Annotated in this window: 20 protein-coding genes and 1 pseudogene; 13 read left to right on the top strand and 8 right to left on the bottom strand. The window is 69.4% G+C overall.

Annotated features, from left to right (window positions below; translation table 11 throughout):
* Window positions 1-63 precede the first annotated feature (63 nt).
* The 4 genes from pstS to QU603_RS11580 all read right to left on the bottom strand — a co-directional run bounded on the left by pstS (window position 64) and on the right by QU603_RS11580 (window position 5,177).
* The gene (pstS, locus tag QU603_RS11595) at window positions 64-1,170 is read right to left on the bottom strand and encodes a phosphate ABC transporter substrate-binding protein PstS (RefSeq protein WP_308491544.1); all 1,107 of its coding nucleotides are present in this window, start codon (window positions 1,168-1,170) and stop codon (window positions 64-66) included.
* 157 nt (window positions 1,171-1,327) lie between these two features.
* Window positions 1,328-2,266: an NUDIX hydrolase gene (locus tag QU603_RS11590; protein ID WP_308491543.1), complete on the bottom strand. Its 939-nt coding sequence runs from the start codon at window positions 2,264-2,266 to the stop codon at window positions 1,328-1,330.
* Window positions 2,263-4,428 (bottom strand): RNA degradosome polyphosphate kinase, encoded by a 2,166-nt coding sequence (locus tag QU603_RS11585; RefSeq protein ID WP_308491542.1) that lies wholly within the window; start codon window positions 4,426-4,428, stop codon window positions 2,263-2,265. Before QU603_RS11585 ends, QU603_RS11590 begins: the two co-directional genes overlap by 4 nt.
* Before the next feature lie 50 nt (window positions 4,429-4,478).
* Window positions 4,479-5,177 (bottom strand): response regulator transcription factor, encoded by a 699-nt coding sequence (locus QU603_RS11580; RefSeq protein ID WP_308491541.1) that lies wholly within the window; start codon window positions 5,175-5,177, stop codon window positions 4,479-4,481.
* 144 nt (window positions 5,178-5,321) lie between these two features.
* Here QU603_RS11580 and QU603_RS11575 point away from each other — a divergent pair, with 144 nt between their 5' ends.
* The 3 genes from QU603_RS11575 (at window position 5,322) to ygfZ (ending at window position 7,490) form a co-directional block, all read left to right on the top strand.
* Window positions 5,322-5,612, top strand: coding sequence for a hypothetical protein (locus QU603_RS11575; RefSeq protein ID WP_308491540.1), 291 nt, complete (start codon window positions 5,322-5,324; stop codon window positions 5,610-5,612).
* A 142-nt stretch (window positions 5,613-5,754) separates the two neighbouring features.
* Window positions 5,755-6,354 (top strand): nitrobindin family protein, encoded by a 600-nt coding sequence (locus QU603_RS11570; protein WP_308491539.1) that lies wholly within the window; start codon window positions 5,755-5,757, stop codon window positions 6,352-6,354.
* 8 nt (window positions 6,355-6,362) lie between these two features.
* Window positions 6,363-7,490, top strand: coding sequence for a CAF17-like 4Fe-4S cluster assembly/insertion protein YgfZ (gene ygfZ, locus QU603_RS11565; protein ID WP_370655355.1), 1,128 nt, complete (start codon window positions 6,363-6,365; stop codon window positions 7,488-7,490).
* A 37-nt stretch (window positions 7,491-7,527) separates the two neighbouring features.
* Here the strand turns inward: ygfZ and QU603_RS11560 are convergent, their stop codons facing one another.
* A complete protein-coding gene (locus QU603_RS11560; protein ID WP_308491537.1) occupies window positions 7,528-8,358 on the bottom strand; it encodes a class I SAM-dependent methyltransferase in 831 nt (276 codons plus the stop codon).
* A 26-nt stretch (window positions 8,359-8,384) separates the two neighbouring features.
* Between QU603_RS11560 and QU603_RS11555 the strand changes: the two genes are divergently transcribed.
* Window positions 8,385-9,131 (top strand): phosphoglyceromutase, encoded by a 747-nt coding sequence (locus QU603_RS11555; RefSeq protein ID WP_308491536.1) that lies wholly within the window; start codon window positions 8,385-8,387, stop codon window positions 9,129-9,131.
* A gap of 13 nt (window positions 9,132-9,144) precedes the next feature.
* Here QU603_RS11555 and phoU read toward each other — a convergent pair whose 3' ends face one another.
* Complete coding sequence (gene phoU / locus QU603_RS11550; RefSeq protein ID WP_308491535.1) at window positions 9,145-9,807, bottom strand: phosphate signaling complex protein PhoU; 663 nt, start codon at window positions 9,805-9,807, stop codon at window positions 9,145-9,147.
* A 182-nt stretch (window positions 9,808-9,989) separates the two neighbouring features.
* Here phoU and QU603_RS11545 point away from each other — a divergent pair, with 182 nt between their 5' ends.
* Complete coding sequence (locus tag QU603_RS11545) at window positions 9,990-11,186, top strand: sensor histidine kinase (RefSeq protein ID WP_308491534.1); 1,197 nt, start codon at window positions 9,990-9,992, stop codon at window positions 11,184-11,186.
* Window positions 11,183-11,866: a response regulator gene (locus tag QU603_RS11540; protein WP_308491533.1), complete on the top strand. Its 684-nt coding sequence runs from the start codon at window positions 11,183-11,185 to the stop codon at window positions 11,864-11,866. The genes QU603_RS11545 and QU603_RS11540 overlap by 4 nt, the downstream gene beginning before the upstream one ends.
* 43 nt (window positions 11,867-11,909) lie before the next feature.
* Here the strand turns inward: QU603_RS11540 and QU603_RS11535 are convergent, their stop codons facing one another.
* Window positions 11,910-12,422, bottom strand: a complete 513-nt coding sequence (locus QU603_RS11535) for a DNA modification methylase (RefSeq protein WP_308491532.1) — start codon at window positions 12,420-12,422, stop codon at window positions 11,910-11,912.
* Window positions 12,423-12,558: 136 nt separating this feature from the next.
* Here QU603_RS11535 and QU603_RS11530 point away from each other — a divergent pair, with 136 nt between their 5' ends.
* The 7 genes and pseudogenes from QU603_RS11530 (at window position 12,559) to QU603_RS11500 (ending at window position 18,912) form a co-directional block, all read left to right on the top strand.
* A complete protein-coding gene (locus QU603_RS11530; RefSeq protein WP_308491531.1) occupies window positions 12,559-13,041 on the top strand; it encodes a CarD family transcriptional regulator in 483 nt (160 codons plus the stop codon).
* A gap of 8 nt (window positions 13,042-13,049) precedes the next feature.
* Window positions 13,050-13,523 (top strand): annotated as a pseudogene (ispF, locus tag QU603_RS11525) (2-C-methyl-D-erythritol 2,4-cyclodiphosphate synthase); the annotation flags it as partial.
* Between the two features lie 122 nt (window positions 13,524-13,645).
* Complete coding sequence (locus QU603_RS11520; protein ID WP_308491530.1) at window positions 13,646-14,833, top strand: NAD(P)/FAD-dependent oxidoreductase; 1,188 nt, start codon at window positions 13,646-13,648, stop codon at window positions 14,831-14,833.
* A gap of 8 nt (window positions 14,834-14,841) precedes the next feature.
* Window positions 14,842-15,735, top strand: coding sequence for an RNA polymerase sigma-70 factor (locus tag QU603_RS11515; RefSeq protein ID WP_308491529.1), 894 nt, complete (start codon window positions 14,842-14,844; stop codon window positions 15,733-15,735).
* Window positions 15,736-15,778: 43 nt separating this feature from the next.
* A complete protein-coding gene (gene cysS, locus QU603_RS11510) occupies window positions 15,779-17,197 on the top strand; it encodes a cysteine--tRNA ligase (protein ID WP_308491528.1) in 1,419 nt (472 codons plus the stop codon).
* The gene (rlmB, locus tag QU603_RS11505; RefSeq protein ID WP_308491527.1) at window positions 17,190-18,182 is read left to right on the top strand and encodes a 23S rRNA (guanosine(2251)-2'-O)-methyltransferase RlmB; all 993 of its coding nucleotides are present in this window, start codon (window positions 17,190-17,192) and stop codon (window positions 18,180-18,182) included. The genes cysS and rlmB overlap by 8 nt, the downstream gene beginning before the upstream one ends.
* A gap of 88 nt (window positions 18,183-18,270) precedes the next feature.
* Complete coding sequence (locus QU603_RS11500; protein ID WP_308491526.1) at window positions 18,271-18,912, top strand: NAD(P)-dependent oxidoreductase; 642 nt, start codon at window positions 18,271-18,273, stop codon at window positions 18,910-18,912.
* A gap of 57 nt (window positions 18,913-18,969) precedes the next feature.
* Here QU603_RS11500 and QU603_RS11495 read toward each other — a convergent pair whose 3' ends face one another.
* Window positions 18,970-20,280 carry a DUF4032 domain-containing protein gene (locus QU603_RS11495; RefSeq protein ID WP_308491525.1) on the bottom strand — a complete coding sequence of 437 codons (1,311 nt, stop codon included), beginning with the start codon at window positions 20,278-20,280 and terminating at the stop codon, window positions 18,970-18,972.
* Window positions 20,281-20,328: the final 48 nt, after the last annotated feature.

The following is a 20,328-nucleotide window of genomic DNA, read 5'->3' as shown; positions in this document are numbered from 1 at the left end:
AGGCTTCGGGCCAGGCGATGCGGGTCCGGCCGCGCCGGTGATGCGGCCGGACCGGCACGGACCTCACTTGATCGACTGAGCGGCGGCGATCACCTTCGTTGACAGTTCGCTCGACAGCGGAGCGGAGCCCGCCTGCTGTGCGGCGGCCTGCTGTGCGGCGTCGCCGGCGACGTACTGCACGTAGTTGCTGACCAGAGAGGCCGTGGCGGCATCTTGGTACTGCTGGCATGCGATCACGTACGAGACCAGCACGAGCGGCCACGCGCCGGCCTGCGTGTCGGTGTGGTCGATGGCGATCGCAAGGTCGTTCGCCTCGCGGCCGGACACCTGAGGTGAATCGGCGACGACCTTGGCGGCGCCTTCGGCCGAGATCTTCGTGAAGGTGTCGCCGACCTTCAGCTCGGCGATCGACAGGCCCGCCGCGCCCGACTCGTCGATGTAGGTGATCGAGTTCTTCGCGTTCTTGGTGGCCTCGGCGACGCCCGACGTGCCCTTGGCCGCGTCACCGACCGGGAACGGATAGGTCTGAGACGCGGGAGCGGTCCAGACGTCCTTCGCGTTCGCGGCCAGGTACTCGGTGAAGTTCTGCGTGGTGCCCGAGTCATCCGAGCGGTGCACGACGACGATCGCGGCGTCCGGCAGCGACGCGCCGCTGTTCAGGGCCGCGATCTTCGGGTCGTTCCATCTGGTGATCTTGCCCGAGAAGATCCCGGCGATGGTCGGAGCATCCAGCTTCAGATCTGTGACCCCGGCGACGTTGTAGGCGATCGCGATCGGCGAGATGTAGACGGGCAGGTCGATGGCCTTGGTGCCGGGTGCGCACAGCGCGAAGGTTCCGGCGAGCTCTGCGTCCTTCAGCGCAGCGTCGGAGCCGGCGAAGTCGGCCGCGCCCGAGATGAAGGACTTGCGTCCCGCGCCCGAGCCCTGCGGGTCGTAGTTCACGGTCAGGTCGGGGTTGGCCGTCTGGATGCCGGCGATCCAGACCTGCTGGGCGGTGCCCTGCGCCGAGGAGCCGATGCCGTTGAGCGTGCCCTTCAGCGCCGAGCCGGTGGCGGTTCCGTTGGATGTCGATGTGTCGGTCGCGCCTGCTTCGTTCGCGGCGCAGCCGGCCAGGGCGAGGGCACCGGCGAGGGCCATGACGCCCAGAGGGGCGATGCGGGTGAGCTTCACTGTGTGGATCCTTCACGTGTCGGGGACGTCGGCTCGCGGGAGCGGGCTCGGCATGCACCGTAGATCGCGTTGGTGACCAGAGTGCGCTGTGCGGGTGAACGGAAGGTGAACGGCGCAGCGGGTGGAGAGGTGAAGGATGCCGCAGCTGTGGCGGGCGTCAGACCTTCGGCTCGTGCGTCTCGATGGCGATGATGCCCGAGCCGGGGTTGTCGGCTGACACATGGGCGACTGAGAACGCGCCGACCGGAAGCGCGGCGGCCTCGTCCAGATATGAGCCGTGCAGCGTGCCGGTGGCCAGTGCCAGTTCGCGGAGGATGTCGGGCAGGACGGGCCCGTGGCTGCACACGACGGCGGGTTTGCGCGCCCGCACCCGGTGGCCGATGACGGCCCGCACGTCGGCGGTTCCCTCTTCCCACGCGTCCTGGCTGATCTCGGGCGTCCGGCGGATCTTGTGTCCGAGAGCGGCCGCCAGCGGCATCACGGTGGTCACGCATCGAACCGCGTCCGAGCTCACGATCTTGCGCACGCCGAACGCGCTCAGCGGTCCCGCGGCGGCTTTGGCCTGTTTGGTGCCACGGGTGGTCAGCGGGCGCAGGGCGTCCTCGCCGCTCCAGTCCTCGCGCGCCACGGCCTTCGCGTGACGCAGCACGACGATCGGAAACGTGTGCAGCACGCCGTCGTCGATCAGGCGGGTGAAATTGTCCAGGATCTCGACATCCACCGGATAGCTCATGCGCGATCGCGCCTTCTTCGGCGTCAGCCACTCGATCGCGGCGATCTCTTTGTTCGGCACGAACTGCGATGCACGGATCGCATCGTCGGTCGCGTGGGCCGCCCAGTAGTGCACGATCTTCGTGCGCTTGCTGGGCAGCGTGTACCGGGAGACGCCCACCGGCACGCCCAGGTGCACGTGGATGCCGGTCTCTTCGAAGATCTCGCGCACGGCCGTCTCGGCGAGCGTCTCGCCCGGGTCCACCTTGCCCTTGGGAAGGGTGACGTCGGCGTAGGCGGTGCGGTGGATCACCAGGATGTTCACGCGTCCGTCGACCAGGCGCCAGACGACGCCGCCGGCGGCGTAGACGGCCGTCTCGCTCATCGCACCACCCGGGCCCGCCGGCGACGTGTCACGATGGTCATCGTGCGATCCTGCAGGTCCACGAGGCGTTTGCCCGAATCGCTCACGCTGTGGCGCATCCACTCACCGTCGCCCTGCAGATGCCACGAGCTGGTCCCGTCGCTCATGGCCAGGGTGAACAGGTCCTCGAGCGCCTTGATGTGTGCCGGGGCGTCCACCCGAACGAGCGCTTCGATGCGGCGGTCCAGGTTGCGGTGCATCATGTCGGCGCTGCCGATGAACACCTGCGGATCGCCGCCCGAGGCGAACGAGAAGATGCGCGAGTGCTCGAGGTAGCGGCCGAGGATGCTGCGCACCGTGATCATCTCGCTCATGCCCGCGACGCCCGGCTTGAGACTGCAGATGCCGCGCACCCAGATCTCCACCGGCACGCCGGCCTGGCTCGCCCGGTACAGCGCGTCGATGATCTGCTCGTCGACCATCGAATTCACCTTGATGCGGATGCGCGCGGGCTTGCCGTCCAGGGCGTTGCGGCGCTCGCGATCGATGAGTCGCAGCAGCCCCTTGCGCAGGTGGCGCGGGGCCACCAGCAGACGCTTGAACTTCTTCTCGATCGCGTAGCCGGACAGCTCGTTGAACAGACGGATGAGGTCGCGGCCGACCTGCTCGTTGATCGTGAACAGACCGAAGTCCTCGTAGATGCGGCTCGTCTTGGGGTTGTAGTTGCCGGTGCCGATGTGCGCGTAGCTGCGCAGCGTGCCATCTTCTTCACGGATCACCAGGGCCAGCTTCGCGTGCGTCTTCAGCCCCACCAGGCCGTAGACCACGTGCACTCCCGCCTTCTCGAGCTTGCGCGCCCAGGCGATGTTGTTGGATTCGTCGAACCGCGCCTTGACTTCGACCAGGGCCAGCACCTGCTTGCCGGCTTCTGCCGCGTCGATCAGCGCCTGCACAATGGGGCTGTCGCCCGATGTGCGATACAGCGTCTGCTTGATGGCCAGCACGTGCGGATCCTTCGCCGCCTGCTCCAAGAACGCCTGCACGCTGGTGGCGAACGGCTCGTACGGGTGGTGCACGAGCACGTCGCCCTTGCGGATCGCGGCGAACAGGTCTGCGCGCCCGTTCTGCTCGGCCGGCTGGAACGCCAGCGCCGTGACCGGCACATGCAGCGGGTAGCGCAGGTCGGGACGATCGATGCGGCCGAGGTCGAACAGGCCGCGCAGATCAAGCGGGCCGGGCAGGCGATGCACCTGCTGCTCGGTGATGTCGAGTTCGTCGATGAGCAGGTCGAGCGTCAGCTCGTCCATGTCGTCGGTGACCTCCAGACGGATCGGCGGCCCGAAGCGGCGCCGCAGCAGCTCGGCCTCCAGTGCCTGGATGAGGTTCTCGGTCTCATCCTCTTCGACCTCGACGTCTTCGTTCCGGGTCAGCCGGAACGTGTGATGGTCGAGGATCTCCATTCCCGGGAACAGATCGGCGAGGTTGTTGGCGATCAGGTCTTCCAGCGGCAGGAACCGGAAGCGGTCGGACTCGGCGCCGACGCGCACGAACCGCGGCAGCATCGGCGGCACCTTGATGCGTGCGAACTCCTGCCGGCCGGTGCGGGCGTTGCGGATGCGGATCGCGAGGTTTAGCGAGAGGCCCGAAATGTAAGGGAAGGGGTGTGCGGGGTCGACCGCCAGCGGGGTGAGCACCGGGAACACCTGCTCCTGGAAGTACCGGTACAGGTCGGCCCGTTCCTCCTCGCTCACATCGTCCCAGCCGAGGAAGTCGATGCCGGCGTCGGCCAGAGCGGGCTTGACCTCCGCAGTCCACACGTGCGCGTGCCGCAGCTGCAGACGGTGCGCCTCGCCGGAGATGTCAGCGAGTACCTCCTGCGGCGCTCGGCCGACGTTGGTGGGCACCGCCAGGCCCGTGAGGATGCGGCGGCGCAGGCCCGCGACGCGCACCATGAAGAACTCGTCGAGGTTGCTCGCGAAGATCGCGAGGAAGTTCGCGCGCTCCAGGACCGGCAGCCCGGGGTCCTCGGCGAGCTCGAGGACGCGCTGGTTGAAGGCGAGCCAGCTCAGCTCGCGATCCAGGTACCGTCCTTCGGGCAGCTCGGAGTCGAAGACCTCGTTCAGCTCGAAGTCGTCGTCCTCGCCGTCGTCCAGACCGGTGTCCAGCACCTCGTGTTCGATCATCTCTTCATCATTGCAGGGCGGTGCATCGACGGGGTAACACGACGTCGCGCTCAGGCGGGGGCGGGATGCGTGGCGTCGGCGTCGTCCGCGGCGTCGTCGGCCAGGATGAAGCGGTATCCGACGTTGCGCACGGTGCCGATCAGCTGCTCGAATTCACCGAGCTTGGCCCGCAGTCGCCGCACGTGCACGTCGACGGTGCGCGTGCCGCCGAAATAGTCGTAGCCCCACACCTCGCTCAGCAGCTGCTCTCGGGTGAACACGCGCGAGGGGTGCATGGCCAGGAAATGCAGGAGCTGGAACTCCTTGTAGGTCAGATCCAACGGCCGGCCGTGCAGCTTCGCCGAATAGGAGGCCTCGTCGATGGTCAGACCGGATGCCTGGACCCGCACGGGCGTGTCGTGCTCGCGCTGGTCGCGGGCCACGGCAAGGCGGATGCGCGCGTCCACTTCGGCGGGACCGGCCGTGGTCAGAACGACGTCGTCGATGCCCCATTCGTCGCTGAGGGCGGCCATGCCGCCCTCAGTCACCACGACCAGCAGAGGCGCGTCCAACCCGGTCGCCGTCAGGATCCGGCACAGCGACTTGGCGGCGACGAGGTCGGTGCGCGCGTCGAGCAGGATGGCATCGGCGGGGCCGGCGGAGACCAGATGGGCCGGGTCGGCCGGGATCGTCTGGATGCGGTGCGCGAGCAACTCGAGGGAGGGCAGAGCTGGATCGTCTGCCGAACTGAGAACGAGAAGCTGCGCCACGAGGCCCTCCCCGGCGTCGTGGCAGGAGCCGGACGCCGACAGTTCAGTTTAGGCGGGCCGCCGGTGTGATGACATCGGGTCGCCGCTGTGATGACAACGGACGGATTCTGGAGGCTGCGGCCGCCTGCGTGCGAGAATGACGACATGTCGAGCACTGAGCTGTCCGGGCGGGCGAGGTGGACGGGTGTGGTGATCGTGTGGGTCGCCGCGGTGCTCATGGGTCTTGTCGTCGGGCTGTTCGCTCCGATCGGGCAGCGCGCGGGGTGGCTGTCGCTGGCGCTGGGGGGATGCCTCATCCTCTCCTTCGCCGTGCAGTTGGGCATTGCGCGACCGGAGGGCTTCATCGAGCGCGTCGCTTCGTCGATGCTCGGCTCCTTCGTGATCCTCGGCGTCATCGGCGGTGTGTTCGGCCTGATCGCGATCAACGCCGCGTAGCGGTCTAGAGTGGTCGTTATGGACCTGATGGCGCTGGAACTGTTCTTCGTGGGCCTGCTCGGCCTCGCCTCGCTGGCGATCCTGTTCGTCTCGGTCGTGGTGATCAAGAACCTGTACCGCGGCCAGCGCTGACGGACTCGACGTGATCGAGATCCCGACCGATCTGCCCGCCGAGCTCGCACCGCTGTCGTGGCTGATCGGGGTGTGGGAGGGCACAGGCGTCATCGACTACGCCACGGCCGACCACCATTATTCGGGTGAGTTCGGGCACCGCGTGAGCTTCAGCCACGACGGCGGGCCGTATCTGAACTACTCCGCCGACGCCTGGATGGGCGAGGGCGATGACCGCACGGCGCTGGTGGCTGAGCTCGGCTATTGGCGCCTCGCGAGGCCTCAGACCGACGCCGACCCCGGTCCGGGTCTGCTGCCGGCCCGTACGAGTGCGCCGGCTCGCACCGCCGACGAGGTCGAACTGCTGCGCAATGACGCAGGAGGGTTCGACATCGAAGTCGCCCTCGTGCACGCCGACGGCATGAGCGAGCTGTACCTGGGTCAGATCCGCGGGCCGCGCATCGACATCGAGACCGATGCCGTCGTGCGTCCCGCGACGGCCAAGCCCTACCAGGCGGCGTCGCGCATGTACGGCCTGGTCGAAGGCCACCTGCTCTGGGCGTGGGACATCGCCGCACTGGGCACCGAGCGGGCCGCGCACGCCTCGGCGCGCCTGGCCAAGGTGCAGTGATGGCAGTGATGGCCGGCATCGGTGACGGTTTCGCCTCGCTCGCGCACGCAGCCCCGGCTGCGATCGTCGCCGAGGGTGTGCTGGAGCACACCGGCAATCCGCTGTCCGAGCAGCGCGCACTGGCGCTGGGCAAGGCGATCGCCCCGCTCGGCGACCGGACGGTGCTGGCCGTGCCCGGCGAGGATCGGCTGACCTGGCTCGAGTCGTTCTCCACGCAGCGGGTGAGCGTACTCGCGCCCGGCGAGAGCGCCGAGCTGCTCATCCTTGATCCCTCCGGACGAGTCGAGCACGCGGCATCCATCGTCGACGATGGTGCGACCGCATGGCTCATCGTCGACAGAACGGATGCTGCGGGACTGCTGGACTTCCTGGTCAAGATGCGCTTCCGGCTGCGCGTCGCCCCGCGCGATGCCGGCGACGAATACGGCGTCGTGGGCGGCACGAGCGGCGCGCTGCAGGCCGTGCACGCCGCCGCGCCCGGCGGCGTGCCGCTGGTCTGGCACGACCCCTGGCCCGGCGTCACGGTCGGAGGCTGGGCGTACAGCACCGCAGACCCGCACCCGGGCAGCGAACGCGACTGGGCCGAAGCTCTGATCGACGCCGGTGAGGCCGAGCGTCTTGCCCGGGCCGTGGCATCCGGTTCTCTGCGACTGGGGGGTGTGCTCGCCGTGGAGGCGCTGCGCGTGGCCGCCTGGCGCCCGCGCATCTCCGACGCCGATGACCGCCTGCTGCCGCACGAGGCGGACTGGCTGCGCAGCGCCGTGCACCTGGACAAGGGGTGCTACCGCGGCCAGGAGACCGTCGCCAAGGTGCACAACCTCGGCCATCCGCCGCGGCGGATCGTGGCCCTGCAGTTGGACGGCAGCGACTCCGCCCTGCCTGTGCGTGGCGATGTCGTGCGCGACGGCGAGAAGGAGGTCGGCACGATCGTGGCCGCAGTGATGCACTACGAGCAGGGGCCGATCGCCTTGGCGCTCGTGCGCCGCAGCACGCCGCTCGAGGTCGAACTCGTTGTCGACACCGCTCACGGCCCGGTCGCCGCTGCGCAAGAGGTCATCGTGCCGCCCGAGGCCGGATCTGTGGCATCCGTCCCGCGTCTGCCGAGGCTCGGACGCCGCCGCACCGCCGAATCGTGAATCGCCGAGGGCAGCCGGGTCGCTGACCGCCTGCGCGTCAGCCGAGCGGTGCCACGGCGTCCCACGGGACGGTGACCTCGCCCAGGCGCCAGCGCGAGCGCTGCCGCAGCGGCCAGCCGGTGTCGACCATGCCCTGCATCGCCGCGCGCCAGCGCTGGTGGGGGCCGAACGCGGCGACGGGGGCCGCATGGTCCCACGCGCGGTCGAGCGCCACGAAGAACGCGTGCACGCGCTCGCCGGGCACATTGCGGTGGATCAGGGCCTTGGGCAGCCGCTCCGCGGCGATCGAGGGATGCTCGAGCCCTTTCACTCTGAGCGAGACGGTCAGCGAGATCGGCACGGCGTCGGAGCCGAACGCGACCCACGTGCAGATGCGGCCCAGCTCGTCGCACGTGCCTTCCACGACACGTCCGTCGTCGGCCAGCCGCGTGGCCATGCGGGTCCAGGCATCCCGCACGTCCTGCTCGTCGTACTGGCGCAGCACGTTGAATGCGCGGATGACGGCCGGGCGGCGACCGCCTGCCATCGGCACCTCGAATCCGCCGCGCCCGAACGTGACGCGGGTGTCGGGGGAGAACGTGGTGCGCCCCGCCTGCACTTCGACCAGCTGTTCGCGCGCCCGCGCGACGCGCGACGGATCGAGCTCGAGACCTCGCACCTCGACGTCGGGCCGCGTGCGTCGCAGCCGCGCTTCGAGCTCGAAGGCGGTCACGCCGCTCGCACCGTAGCCGAGGTCGACCACGAGTGGGTCGACGGCGCGGCGCAGCACCGCACTGCGGGCGATCCAGCGATCGACGCGCCGCAGGCGGTTCGTGCCGGTGGTGCCGCGGGTGGGGCGACCGACCACAGACACATGCACGGGGTCCATCATCCCATCTCGGTAAACTGGCATGCATGACCGCCCCGTACACGCTGATCCTGCTGCGCCATGGCCAGAGCGAGTGGAACAAGTCCAACCAGTTCACCGGCTGGGTCGATGTGCGCCTGACCGACCAGGGCAAGGCCGAAGCCCAGCGCGGCGGCGAGCTGCTGACCGAGGCGGGACTGCTGCCCGACATCGTGCACACGTCCGTGCTCAGCCGCGCGATCCAGACCGCGAACATCGCTCTGGATGCCGCCGACCGGCTGTGGATTCCCGTCACGCGCTCGTGGCGGCTGAACGAGCGCCACTACGGCGCTCTGCAGGGCAAAGACAAGGCGCAGACCCTCGCCGAGTTCGGCGAGGAGCAGTTCATGCTCTGGCGCCGCTCGTTCGACGTGCCGCCGCCCGAGCTGGCCGACGACGACCCGTACAGCCAGGCGCACGACCCCCGCTACGTCGGCATCGACGGTCAGATCCCCCGCACGGAGTCGCTCAAGCTCGTGATCGACCGGCTGCTGCCGTACTGGCACGGGGCGATCGTGCCCGACCTTCAGGCCGGCAAGACCGTGCTGGTCACCGCGCACGGCAACTCGCTGCGTGCCCTGGTCAAGCACCTGGACGGCATCAGCGACGACGACATCGCGGCGCTGAACATCCCCACCGGCATCCCGCTCGTGTACCGCCTGGGTGAGAACCTCGCTCCGCTGGGTCCGGGGGAGTATCTCGACCCGGCCGCCGCCGCCGCGGGGGCTGCAGCCGTGGCCAACCAGGGCAAGTAGCGCCGCGGCGCTATCACTCGACGTCGTCGACGTCGGCCGCCCAGTCGCCGGTCGCGAGGTAGAGCACCTTGCCGGCGACCGACACGGCGTGGTCGGCGAACCGTTCGTGGTAGCGGCTGGCCAGCGTCGCATCGACGGTGGCGCCGGCCTCGCCCTTCCAGCCGTCGCTGAGCACCTTCTCGAACACCGCGACGTGCAGATCGTCGATCGCATCGTCCGCGTTGCGGATCTGCTCTGCCAGCTGCAGGTCTTCGGTGCGCAGCAGTTCGGTCAGCGCCTGCGCCATCTCGACATCGAGGGCGCCCATCTTCGTGAACGTGGACTTCAGACCCTTCGGGATCGCCCGTTCCGGAAAGCGCATGCGCGTCAGCTGCGCGATGTGCTCGGCGATATCGCCCATGCGTTCAAGAGATGCGCTCACGCGCAGGCTCATCACGACGATGCGCAGGTCGCGGGCGACCGGCTGCTGGCGGGCCAGGATCTCGATGGCCAGCTCGTCGAGCGCGACGGCCTTGTCATCGATGATGCTGTCGGCGTCGATCACCTCTTCGGCCAGCGTGACATCGCTCGTGCCGAACGCGGTGGTGGCCTTCTCGATGGCGACGGCGACGAGGTCGGAGATCTCGACCAGGCGTGTCTGGACTTCTTCCAGAGACTGATGGAACACTTCGCGCATGCGATGGCACCGTTTCTTCGGATCGGGATGACTCAGGTCGGGCGAGAGAGCGCCGGCGACCAGGCGATCTTCGCCATCGAAGGTTAACGGATGGTGCCGCCCGGGTGAACTCTGCGCGCCGAGACGACGGTCGCGGTGGATTTCGTCCGGGGCGGGCGGCGCGCGCGCCCTACGCTGGGTGCATGGACACTCCGCAGCTGGCGCTGCTCGCGCTGCTCATCGGAGTGCTTCTGGGCGGATCGGTCGCACTCGTGGTGGGCGCGGCGTACCGGGCGCGGGATCTTGCGATGGTGCACGCGTCGAACGACGTGCCCGACGGCGCGCGCGACGTGCTGGCCGGACTGGATGACCCGGCGGTGATCGTGGATCCGTCGGGCACCGTGGTCGCGGCATCCATTCCCGCCGGCGCATATGGGCTCGCCGAGGGGAGGACTCTGCCCACAGAAGAGCTCGCGCTGCTCGCCCGGGCGGCGCGCGCGGGCACAGCGACGGCACCGGTGACGATGCGGCTGCAGCGGCGCCCGTCCGATCAGCGCGCAGTCTCGGTGCGGGTGCGGGCGATCACGTCCCGGCTCATCCTCATGGTGCTGCGCGACGTGACCGAGCAGGAGCGCGTCGAGCAGATGCGCCGCGATTTCGTGGCCAACACGAGCCACGAGCTGAAGACGCCCGTGGGGGCGGTGGTGCTGCTCGCCGAAGCCGTCGAGTCGGCTGCCGACGATCCCGCGCAGGTGCGCGCCTTCGCACAGCGGCTGCACGCCGAAGCCGTGCGCCTGGGCACGCTCACGACCCGCATCATGAGCCTGTCGCGCCTGCAGTCCGAGGAGCCCGCCACGATGCGCGACATCGCCGTGGACGAGCTGATCGTCGCCGCCATCGAGGCGCACTCGACGTCGGCCGATGCCGCCGGCGTCGAGCTGCGGCGCGGGGGAGAGCGCGGTGTGCACGTGCACGGCGACCCGCAGGCGCTCGGTGAGGCCGTCGACAACCTCGTCGCCAACGCGGTGGCCTACTCTCCACGCGGGTCGCACGTGGGCCTGGGGGTCAAGAGCCAGGACGGGGTGGTGGAGATCTCGGTGGCCGATCAGGGCATCGGGATCGCCGAGGCCGATCAGGAGCGTGTCTTCGAACGCTTCTACCGCGCCGATCAGGCGCGCTCGCGCCGCACCGGCGGCACGGGCTTGGGCTTGGCGATCGTCAAGCACGCCGTGCAACGTCACGGCGGCGAGGTACGGCTGTGGTCGCGCCCCGGCCAGGGGTCGACCTTCACGATCCGACTCCCGCTGGCCGTGCCCGGTCCCGACCACGACGAGGCTGAGGACCGCAAGACCAAGAAGAAGAGCAAGAAGAAGACTGCACGGAAGGACACCACCGCATGACCCGTGTCTTGATCGTCGAGGACGAGCCGGACCTCGCCGACCCGCTGGCGTACCTGCTGCGTCGTGAAGGGTTCGACGTCGACATCGCCGAAGACGGACCGACCGCGCTGGAGAAGTTCCACGCGGCCGGGGCAGACATCGTCCTGCTGGACCTCATGCTGCCCGGCATGCCCGGCACGGAGGTGTGCCGGCAGATCCGCACCACCAGTGCGGTGCCCGTGATCATGCTGACGGCCAAAGACAGCGAGGTCGACATCGTCGTGGGGCTCGAGCTCGGTGCCGACGACTACGTCACCAAGCCCTACTCGACCCGCGAGCTGCTCGCGCGCATACGGGCGGTTCTGCGACGCAGTGCGGCCGCTGATGAGGACCTCGACGAACGGATCCTCAGCGGCGGGCGGGTCAGGCTGGACATCGACCGACACACCGTGACCGTGGACGGCGATGAGATCAGCATGCCGCTGAAGGAATTCGAACTGCTCGAGGTGCTGATGCGCAATGAGGGACGCGTCCTCACCCGCGGTCAGCTGATCGACCGGGTCTGGGGCAGCGACTACTTCGGCGACACCAAGACCCTCGACGTCCACATCAAGCGCATCCGCTCACGCATCGAGATGCACCCGAAGGACCCGGTGATGCTCGTGACCATCCGCGGTCTCGGCTACCGCTTCGAGGGCTGACCGCCGGGGGACCGATCGGGACCGGACGGCGATCAGGCCGAGATCAGATCTGGGGGGCCAGCGTCGGTTCGGGCACGTAGCTGCGCAGGTACTCGTCGTTGCCGCCGAGCACCGGCACGTTGGCGATGGCCCCGTTGACGCTGCCGGACTGGAAGTAGATCTTCACCGTCGCGCCGGGCTTGACGCCCAGATCGTCGATGCGCAGCGGGTCGACGTTCTCGCCGAGGCTTGAGACCGAGTTCGCCGGCACCTGCAGCTGCAGGGTGGTCTTCGCGCTGCCCTCGCCGACCTGGATGGTCAGCGTGTGGTCCTCGGAGGTCATGTTGACGACGCCGGCGATGAGGTTGCCGACAGCGCCGTCGGGGGTGGCCACCACCAGGGCGTTGCGCACCTCGAGCGGCGCACCCTGCACATCGGAGACATTGATGCCGTCACCGGGCGAGTACGGAATGGTCGTTCCCTGCGGCGAGATCATGGCGCAGCCGGAGGCTCCGAGCATCACGGCGACGCTGACGGCAACGGACGCGAACAGGCGCGATTTCACGGTTCCTCCCACGGGCAGACGATGTGCCTTTGCATTCTACGGTGCACGGGCGCGCTTCGCGCGACAGGCGTCGGCGCCGGCCATGCTTGGCGAACCTTAGTACATACCGGCTGTGGTATCCTTGAGGTTGCCGAAAGGATATAACTGCATGCTTTTTGAGGTTGGCGAAACGGTCGTTTATCCGCACCATGGTGCGGCCACGATCTCCGAAGTCAAGACCCGAGTCATCAAGGGCGAAGAAAAGGTCTATCTCAAGCTACGCGTCACCCAAGGCGACCTCGTCATCGAGGTGCCCGCAGACAACATCGACCTGGTCGGAGTTCGCGACGTCATCGGCAAAGAGGGCCTGGAGCGCGTGTTCGAGGTGCTGCGTGCGCCCTTCACCGAAGAGCCGACGAACTGGTCGCGCCGGTACAAGGCGAACCTCGAGAAGCTTGCATCGGGCGATGTCATCAAGGTGAGCGAGGTCGTGCGTGACCTGTGGCGCCGCGACCAGGACCGTGGTCTGTCGGCAGGCGAGAAGCGCATGCTGGCCAAGGCCCGGCAGATTCTGATCTCCGAGCTGGCTCTGGCCGAGAAGACCGATGAGGAGCAGGCCAGCGGTCTGCTCGATGAGGTCCTCGCGTCCTGAACCGCGACGCGCTGCCCCGCGTCGGGGTGGGAACCGACGTGCACCGCTTCGGCGGTGACGGCGAGCTGTGGTTGGCTGGCCTGCGCTGGCCGGGTGAACCGGGTCTGGTCGGGCATTCCGACGGGGATGCCGCCGCCCATGCGATAGTGGACGCTTTGCTGTCGGCATCCGGCCTCGGCGACATCGGAACGCATTTCGGCACCACGCACCCCGAATACGCGGGTGCGCACGCCGACGTGTTCCTGCAGCGCACCCATGAACTCGTGCGCGACGCCGGTTTCACGGTCGGCAACGTCGCCGTGCAGCTGCAGGCGCAGCGTCCGCGGTTCGCGCCGCGCCGCGCCGAAGCCGAGGCGGCCCTGTCGGCCGCGCTCGGGGGAGCGCCGGTGACGATCTCTGCCACCACGACCGACGGCCTCGGCTTCACGGGGCGTGTGGAGGGCGTCGCGGCGTACGCGGTGGCTCTGGTGGTCCCCGCCTGATCGGCCCTGTCTCTCAGGCGCTGTCTCTCACGGCCCGGTCTCTCATCGGCCCTCTCTCCGGTAGCCCTGTCACACCAGACGCCCGCGCGGCGTCGTATGTGCACAGGAGCTGAGGAGGCACCGTGGACAAGCGAGTGGATGTCGTCGTGATCGGCGGCGGATATGCGGGGGTCATGGCGGCCGACCGTCTGACACGAGAGGACCGGGTCGCCGTGACCCTGGTCAATCCGCGCCCGGTCTTCGTGGAGCGGATCCGGCTGCACCAGCGGGCGGCGGGCACCGGCGAGGCGGTCGTGGACTTCCGCGACGTGCTGGCGCCCGGCGTGCGTCTGGTGGTGGGCAGCGCCGAACGGATCGATGCGCCCGGACGCCGCGTCGTGCTCGAGGACGGCACCGAACTGCACTACGACCATCTGGTCTACGCCGTCGGCAGCAGCACCCGCGCGCCCGATGTTCCGGGCGCGGCCGAGTTCGCATTGGCGATCTCGAGCCTCGATCAGGCCGATCGCCTGCGCGAGGCCTTGCGGCATGCACCCGAGGCACGGGTCGTGGTCGTGGGCGGAGGGTCCAGCGGCATCGAGACCGCCGCGGAGCTGGCCGAGGCCGGGCGCGCCGTGCGCCTGATCACGGGCGGTGTGCTGGCACCCAGCCTGCACCCGCGAACCCGCCGTGCGATCGCGCGGCGCCTGCAGAAGATGGGCGTGGCGGTGTGGGACGGCGCCGACGCACGCGTGACCGAAGTCACCGCGGCCGGCGTGCGGCTGCGCGACGGGCGGACGGTGGCCGGCGAAGTCGTCGTCTGGGCGGTCGGGTTCGCTGCTCCCCGGCTGGCGGCGCGCAGCGGGCTGTCGACCGATGCCGCGGGGCGTCTGCGCACCGACGAGACCCTCACGAGCATCGACGACGAACGGATCGTGGCGGCCGGCGACGCCATGGTCGCCTCGGACACGCCCCGCCGGATGAGCTGCCAGCTCGCCGGGCCGTTGGGTGCGAACGCCGCCGAGGCCGTGCTGGCCCATGTGCACGGCGAGGCGCCGGCCCCGGTGACGCCGGGCTTCGTGGCCCAGTGCGTGAGCCTCGGGCGGCGCGACGGCGTGTTCCAGTACGCCCATGCCGACGACACGGCCAGTGCGTTGCGGGCCACCGGCTGGGCCGGCGCGAGAATCAAAGAGACCATCTGCCGCGGCACCGTCACGACGCTCGTGCGCGAGGCGCGCCGGCCCGGCTCGACCCGCTGGTCGACCGCGGACCGCACCCGCCGCCAGCGCATCGGGCGCACGAGCACCGACGCGATCGCGACGGTGCGATAGGAGTAGCGATGACCGCATCCACCACGGACCCCGCGACCCGCGCCTTCGTCGCGCACCGCAATCTGCTGTTCACGATCGTGTACGAGATGCTCGGCTCGGCCGCCGATGCCGAGGACGTGCTGCAGGAGACCTGGCTGCGGTGGTCCGAGGTGGATCTCGCTCAGGTGCGCGACCGCCGGGCCTACCTGGTGCGGATCGCCTCGCGGCTCGCGCTCACGCGGCTGCGCACACTCGGCCGGCGCAAAGAGACCTACGTCGGCACCTGGCTGCCCGAGCCGCTGCGCACGACAGCCGACGTCGCCGATCACGCGGAGCTCGCCGAGAGCGTGTCGATGGCGATGATGGTCGTGCTCGAGACGCTCTCGCCGACCGAGCGGGTCGTGTTCATCCTGCACGAGGTGTTCGATGTCGGCTTCGGTGAACTCGCCGAGATCCTCGACAAGAAGCCGGCCGCGGTGCGTCAGGTCGCGCACCGCGCGCGCGCCCACGTCGCCGAGCGGCGCCCGCGCGAGGAGGTGCCGGCGGCCGAGGCGCGCGCGATCATGGCGTCGTTCCACCGCGCGATCGACACCGGCGACATCGAGTCGCTGGTGGGCGTGCTCGACCCCGACGTGGTCCTGCTCACCGACGGCGGCGGCATCCGGCGGGCGTCGGTGCATCCCATCGTCGGCGCCGACAATGTCGTGCGGTGGCTCGCGGGTGTCGCCTACCGCGACGGCGAACCGACCGCGCGGGCCACCGTCGTGAACGGACAGCCGGCGCTCGAGGTGAGCGTGGCGGGCGAAGTCGACGGCATCCTGACCGCCCGGGTCGAAGCATCCCGCGTCACCGGTCTGTATTACGTGCGCAACCCCTTCAAACTGCTGCACGTGGATTCCGCGGTCCCGCTCGCGCTGTCTTGACGCGGATCCTCGGGCCACGCGTGCGCGCCGGTACGCTTGACGGGTGACTCTGCGCCTCTTCGACACCCGCGCCCAAGCCGTGCGCGACTTCGTGCCGCTCGATCCTGCGAACGTCACCGTCTACGTGTGCGGACCGACCGTGCAGTCCGGGCCGCACATCGGGCATCTGCGCGGGGCGCTGAGCTTCGACATCCTCGCGCGGTGGCTCGAGCACCGTTTCGCACGCGTGACGCTCGTGCGCAATGTCACCGACATCGACGACAAGGTGCTCGTCAACGCGACCGAGCAGGAGCCGTGGTGGGCGCTCGCATATCGCATGGAGCGGGCCTTCTCCGACGCGTACGCCACGATCGGCATTCGCCCGCCCACATACGAGCCGCGCGCCACCGGGCACGTGCCGCAGATGATCGAGCTGATCGGACGGCTCATCGAGCGCGGACACGCCTATCCTGCTCCCGACGGGTCGGGCGACGTGTACTTCGATGTGCGGTCGTGGCCCGAATACGGGGAACTGACCCACCAGCGCCTGGACGCGATGGAGGCCGCGGCCGACGCCGACCCGCGCGGCAAGCGGGACCCCCACGACTTCGCGCTGTGGAAGGGCGCCAAGCCCGACGAGCCGTCGTCGGCCGTCTGGGAGTCGCCCTGGGGTGTGGGACGGCCGGGGTGGCACATCGAGTGCTCGGCGATGGCGGAGCGGTACCTCGGCCGTGATTTCGACATCCACGGCGGCGGGCTCGACCTGCGCTTTCCCCACCACGAGAACGAGCTCGCCCAGTCGGCCGCGGCCGGCCACGGATTCGCCCGGTACTGGGTGCACAACGGCCTGGTCACCGTCGACGGGCAGAAGATGTCGAAGTCGCTCGGCAACTTCGTGCTGGCCGACGACCTGCTCGCCGCGCGCGACCCGCTCGTCGTGCGCTACGCGCTCGCCGCCGCCCACTACCGGTCGAGCCTGGACGTGTCCGACAAGGCTCTCGACGAGGCCGAAGCCGCGCTCGAGCGCATCCGCACGTTCCTGCAGCGGGTGCAGCGCACCCGTGGCGAGAAGGGCTGGTTCGTCTACGGGCCGAAGCCACCGGCCGCGTTCGAATCCGCCATGGACGACGATCTCGGCGTGCCGCAGGCGCTCGCCGTGCTGCACGACACGGTGCGCGCGGGCAATGCGGCGTTGGACGCGGGGGATCAGGATGCTGCGGGTGCGGCGTTCGATCAGGTGATCCTCATGACCCAGGTCCTCGGGATCAATCCCCTCGACCCGCGGTGGCTGCCCAACGGCGGCGGCGGGGCCGAGACATCCGCCCTCGATGCCCTCGTGCGGACCATGATCGACCAGCGCGCCACCGCGCGTGCAGACAAGGACTGGGCGGCAGCCGACCGCATCCGCGACGCGATCGCGGCGGCCGGCATCGCCCTCGAAGACGGTCCCGACGGGACCCATTGGAGCGTGCAGAATGGCTAAGCCGGGTGGCCCCAGCAGAGGCAACAGCAAGAAGAAGGGCCCGCAGAAGGGCACCGGCGGACACGGACGCAAGGCACTGGAGGGCAAAGGTCCCACGCCCAAGGCCGAAGACCGCAGCTGGCACGTCGCCGGAAAGCGCAAAGCCGCCGCCGAACGCTACACGGCCGCCGGCGGCAGGCCGAAGCCGAAGCAGACGAACGTGAACCGGCAGGGGCGTTCGAAGCAGAACGACGACACCGAGACGGTAACCGGCCGCAATTCCGTGCTCGAGGCGCTGCGCACCCGCATCCCCGCCATCGCGCTGTACATTGCACAGCGCGTGGAGATGGACGACCGCGTCAAAGAGATGCTCTCCATCGCGACGCACCGCGAGATCCCGGTGCTCGAGGTCACCCGTCCCGAACTGGACCGCATGGCCGGGTTCGACGGCGTGCACCAGGGCGTCGCGCTGAAGGTGCCGCCGTACGAGTACGCGCACCCGCAGGACCTGCTCGAGGAGATCTTCGCCGACGGGGGAACGCCGCTGCTGGTGGCCCTGGACGGCGTCACCGACCCGCGCAACCTCGGCGCGATCATCCGCTCGACCGCGGCGTTCGGGGGGCAGGGAGTGATCGTGCCGCAGCGTCGGTCGGCGGGAGTGAACTCCGCTGCCTGGAAGACGAGCGCCGGGGCCGCCGCCCGCGTGCCGGTGGCGCTCGCGCCGAACCTGACGTCGACGCTGAAGGAGTTCAAGAAGCAGGGCGTGTTCGTGCTGGGCCTGGACGGTGACGGCGACGTGTCGCTGCCGTCGCTCGAGCTCGCCGATCGCCCTGTCGTCGTCGTGTGCGGCTCGGAGGGCAAAGGCCTGTCGCGTCTGGTCACCGAGACCTGCGACCAGATCGTCTCGATTCCGATCTCGCAGGCCACCGAGTCGCTGAACGCGGGGATCGCCACGTCGGTCGCGCTGTACCAGATCTCGACCATGCGGGCAGCATCGGCGCAGTGATGCTCGGCGCGCGGGCTGGAATACGGGCCGTGCGCTGAACGGTTGCACTGTTGGATGCCGCACCCGCGGCGCGGAGAGAAGGAACACAATGGCACGCATCGTCGTCATCGGAGGCACCGGCTACGCCGGGGGCAGCATCGTCGCGGAGGCCGTCTCACGCGGACATGATGTGGTGTCGGTGGCGCGGACGGCGCCCGAAGCGCCCCGTGACGGAGTGACATACGTGCAGGGTTCGATCCTCGACCTGGACGGCATCGCCGACGCTCTCGACGGCGCGGACATCGTCGTCTCGGCGATCGCCCCGCGCGGCGACATGACCGACGAGGTCGTCGGGGCGCTCGACAAGCTCGTCGCACGGCTTGCCGGCACCAAGACGCGTCTGGGCGTCGTGGGCGGCGCGATGGGCAGCCTGTCGGCACCCGGCGGCCCGCGACTGTATGACCTCGGAGTCCCCGAGGAGTACGCCCACGAGGCGAAGGTCGGCATCGACTCGCTCGACCTGCTGCAGGCATCGCCTGACGGGCTCGACTGGTTCTTCGTGCACCCGCCGATGGACTTCGGCGCATGGGTGCCCGGTGAGCGCACCGGCAGCTACCGCAGCGGCGGCGAGGTCGTCGTCAAGGATGCCGAGGGAAAGTCATACATCTCAGGCGCCGACTTCGCGATCGCCGTCGTCGACGAGGTCGAGAACCCGCGCCACCGACGCGGTCGCTTCACCGTCGGCTACTGAGGAGGCGCGGCTTCGCCGCCTGCCGGCGGCGCGCGGATGGGCCGGGAGCGGCCGCGCTCAGACCAGGTCGCGCCAGTCCACAGCCTCGTCGTCCGGATCATCGGGTGAGGATGCCGACACCTGCGGGATCGGCATGGTCAGCGTCGTCGTGGTCGGGCCCATGAACGTGGCCTCGTCGCGCCGGTGGCGCAGGACGTCGTCGATGTAGCTGGAGAGCACTTCGGCCAGCGGGATCGACTCGCCGCGGGCCTGCGACATGTACCAGCGGTGCTCGAGCACCTGGTGGAACACCTCGGCGGGCTCGAGCTTGCTGCGCAGCTCGAACGGAATCGCCCGAATGATGGGCTCGAACACGCGGGTGAGCCACTCATGGGCGAGCATCTCCTCGTCCTCGTCGCCGCGGCCTGTGCGTGCTCGATACTCGTCCAGGTCGTTCAGCAGGCGCCGGGCCTGGTTCTCTTCGACGTCCAGGCCGGTCAGCCGCAAGAGGCGCCGCTGGTGGTGACCGGCATCCACCACCTTCGGCTGGATCGAGACGCGCGCGCCGTCGGGCGTGGCCTGGATCGACATCTCATCGATGTCGAAGCCGAGGTCGTTCAGCTGCTGCACGCGCTCGGTGATGCGCCACGCCTCGCGTGCGGAGAAGGTCTCGGCATCGGTCAGCGTCGCCCACAACGACCGATACGACGAGATGATGCCATCGGCCACGCTGACGGCATCCATACCGCCCTCCAGGCGTCCGCCCGCTTCGAGGTCCAAGATCTCGCCGGCGATGTTCGTATGGGCGATCTCGAGGTCATGCTCGCGCTGCCCGGGTGTCAGCCCGCCCTCGTGCAGCTCGCCGGTCTCGGCATCGACCAGGTACGCGGCGAATGCGCCCGCATCGCGACGGAACAGCGCGTTGGACAGCGACACGTCACCCCAGAAGAAGCCGACATTGTGCAGCCGCACCAACAGCACCGCCAGTGCGTCGACCAGACGTCCGGCGGTGTCGGGCCGCAGCACCTGGGTGAACAGAGCTCGGTACGGCAGCGAGAACTTCAGATGGGCGGTGATCAGTGCCGCCGGCAGAGAATGACCGGCGGCATCGGCCCGACCGCCGATGACGGCGACGCGTTCGACGCACGGCACGTCCAAGCGGGCGAGGTTGCCCAGCATGTCGTACTCGCGGCGCGCCATGACGTCGGTGGTCTCTTTCACGGCGACCACGCGCCCCGACAGGTTCGCGAAGCGCACCAGATGCCGCGAGATGCCCTTGGGCAAGTACACGATGTCACGGCTCGGCCAGTCGCCCAGCGGTGTCGCCCACGGCAGCGCCAGCAGCGCCGGGTCGATCGCACTCGCAGTGATCGTCAGCGCGTCACCCATGGCATCCTCCCTCTGAGCCCGCCCGCTCGCGGGCCCGCCGGCACCGAC

It is taken from the genome of Microbacterium terrisoli (assembly GCF_030866805.1).
Lineage (GTDB): Bacteria > Actinomycetota > Actinomycetes > Actinomycetales > Microbacteriaceae > Microbacterium > Microbacterium terrisoli.
The sequence above is the reverse complement of the archived record's forward strand: the minus strand, read 5'-3'. Positions and strand labels throughout refer to the sequence as shown.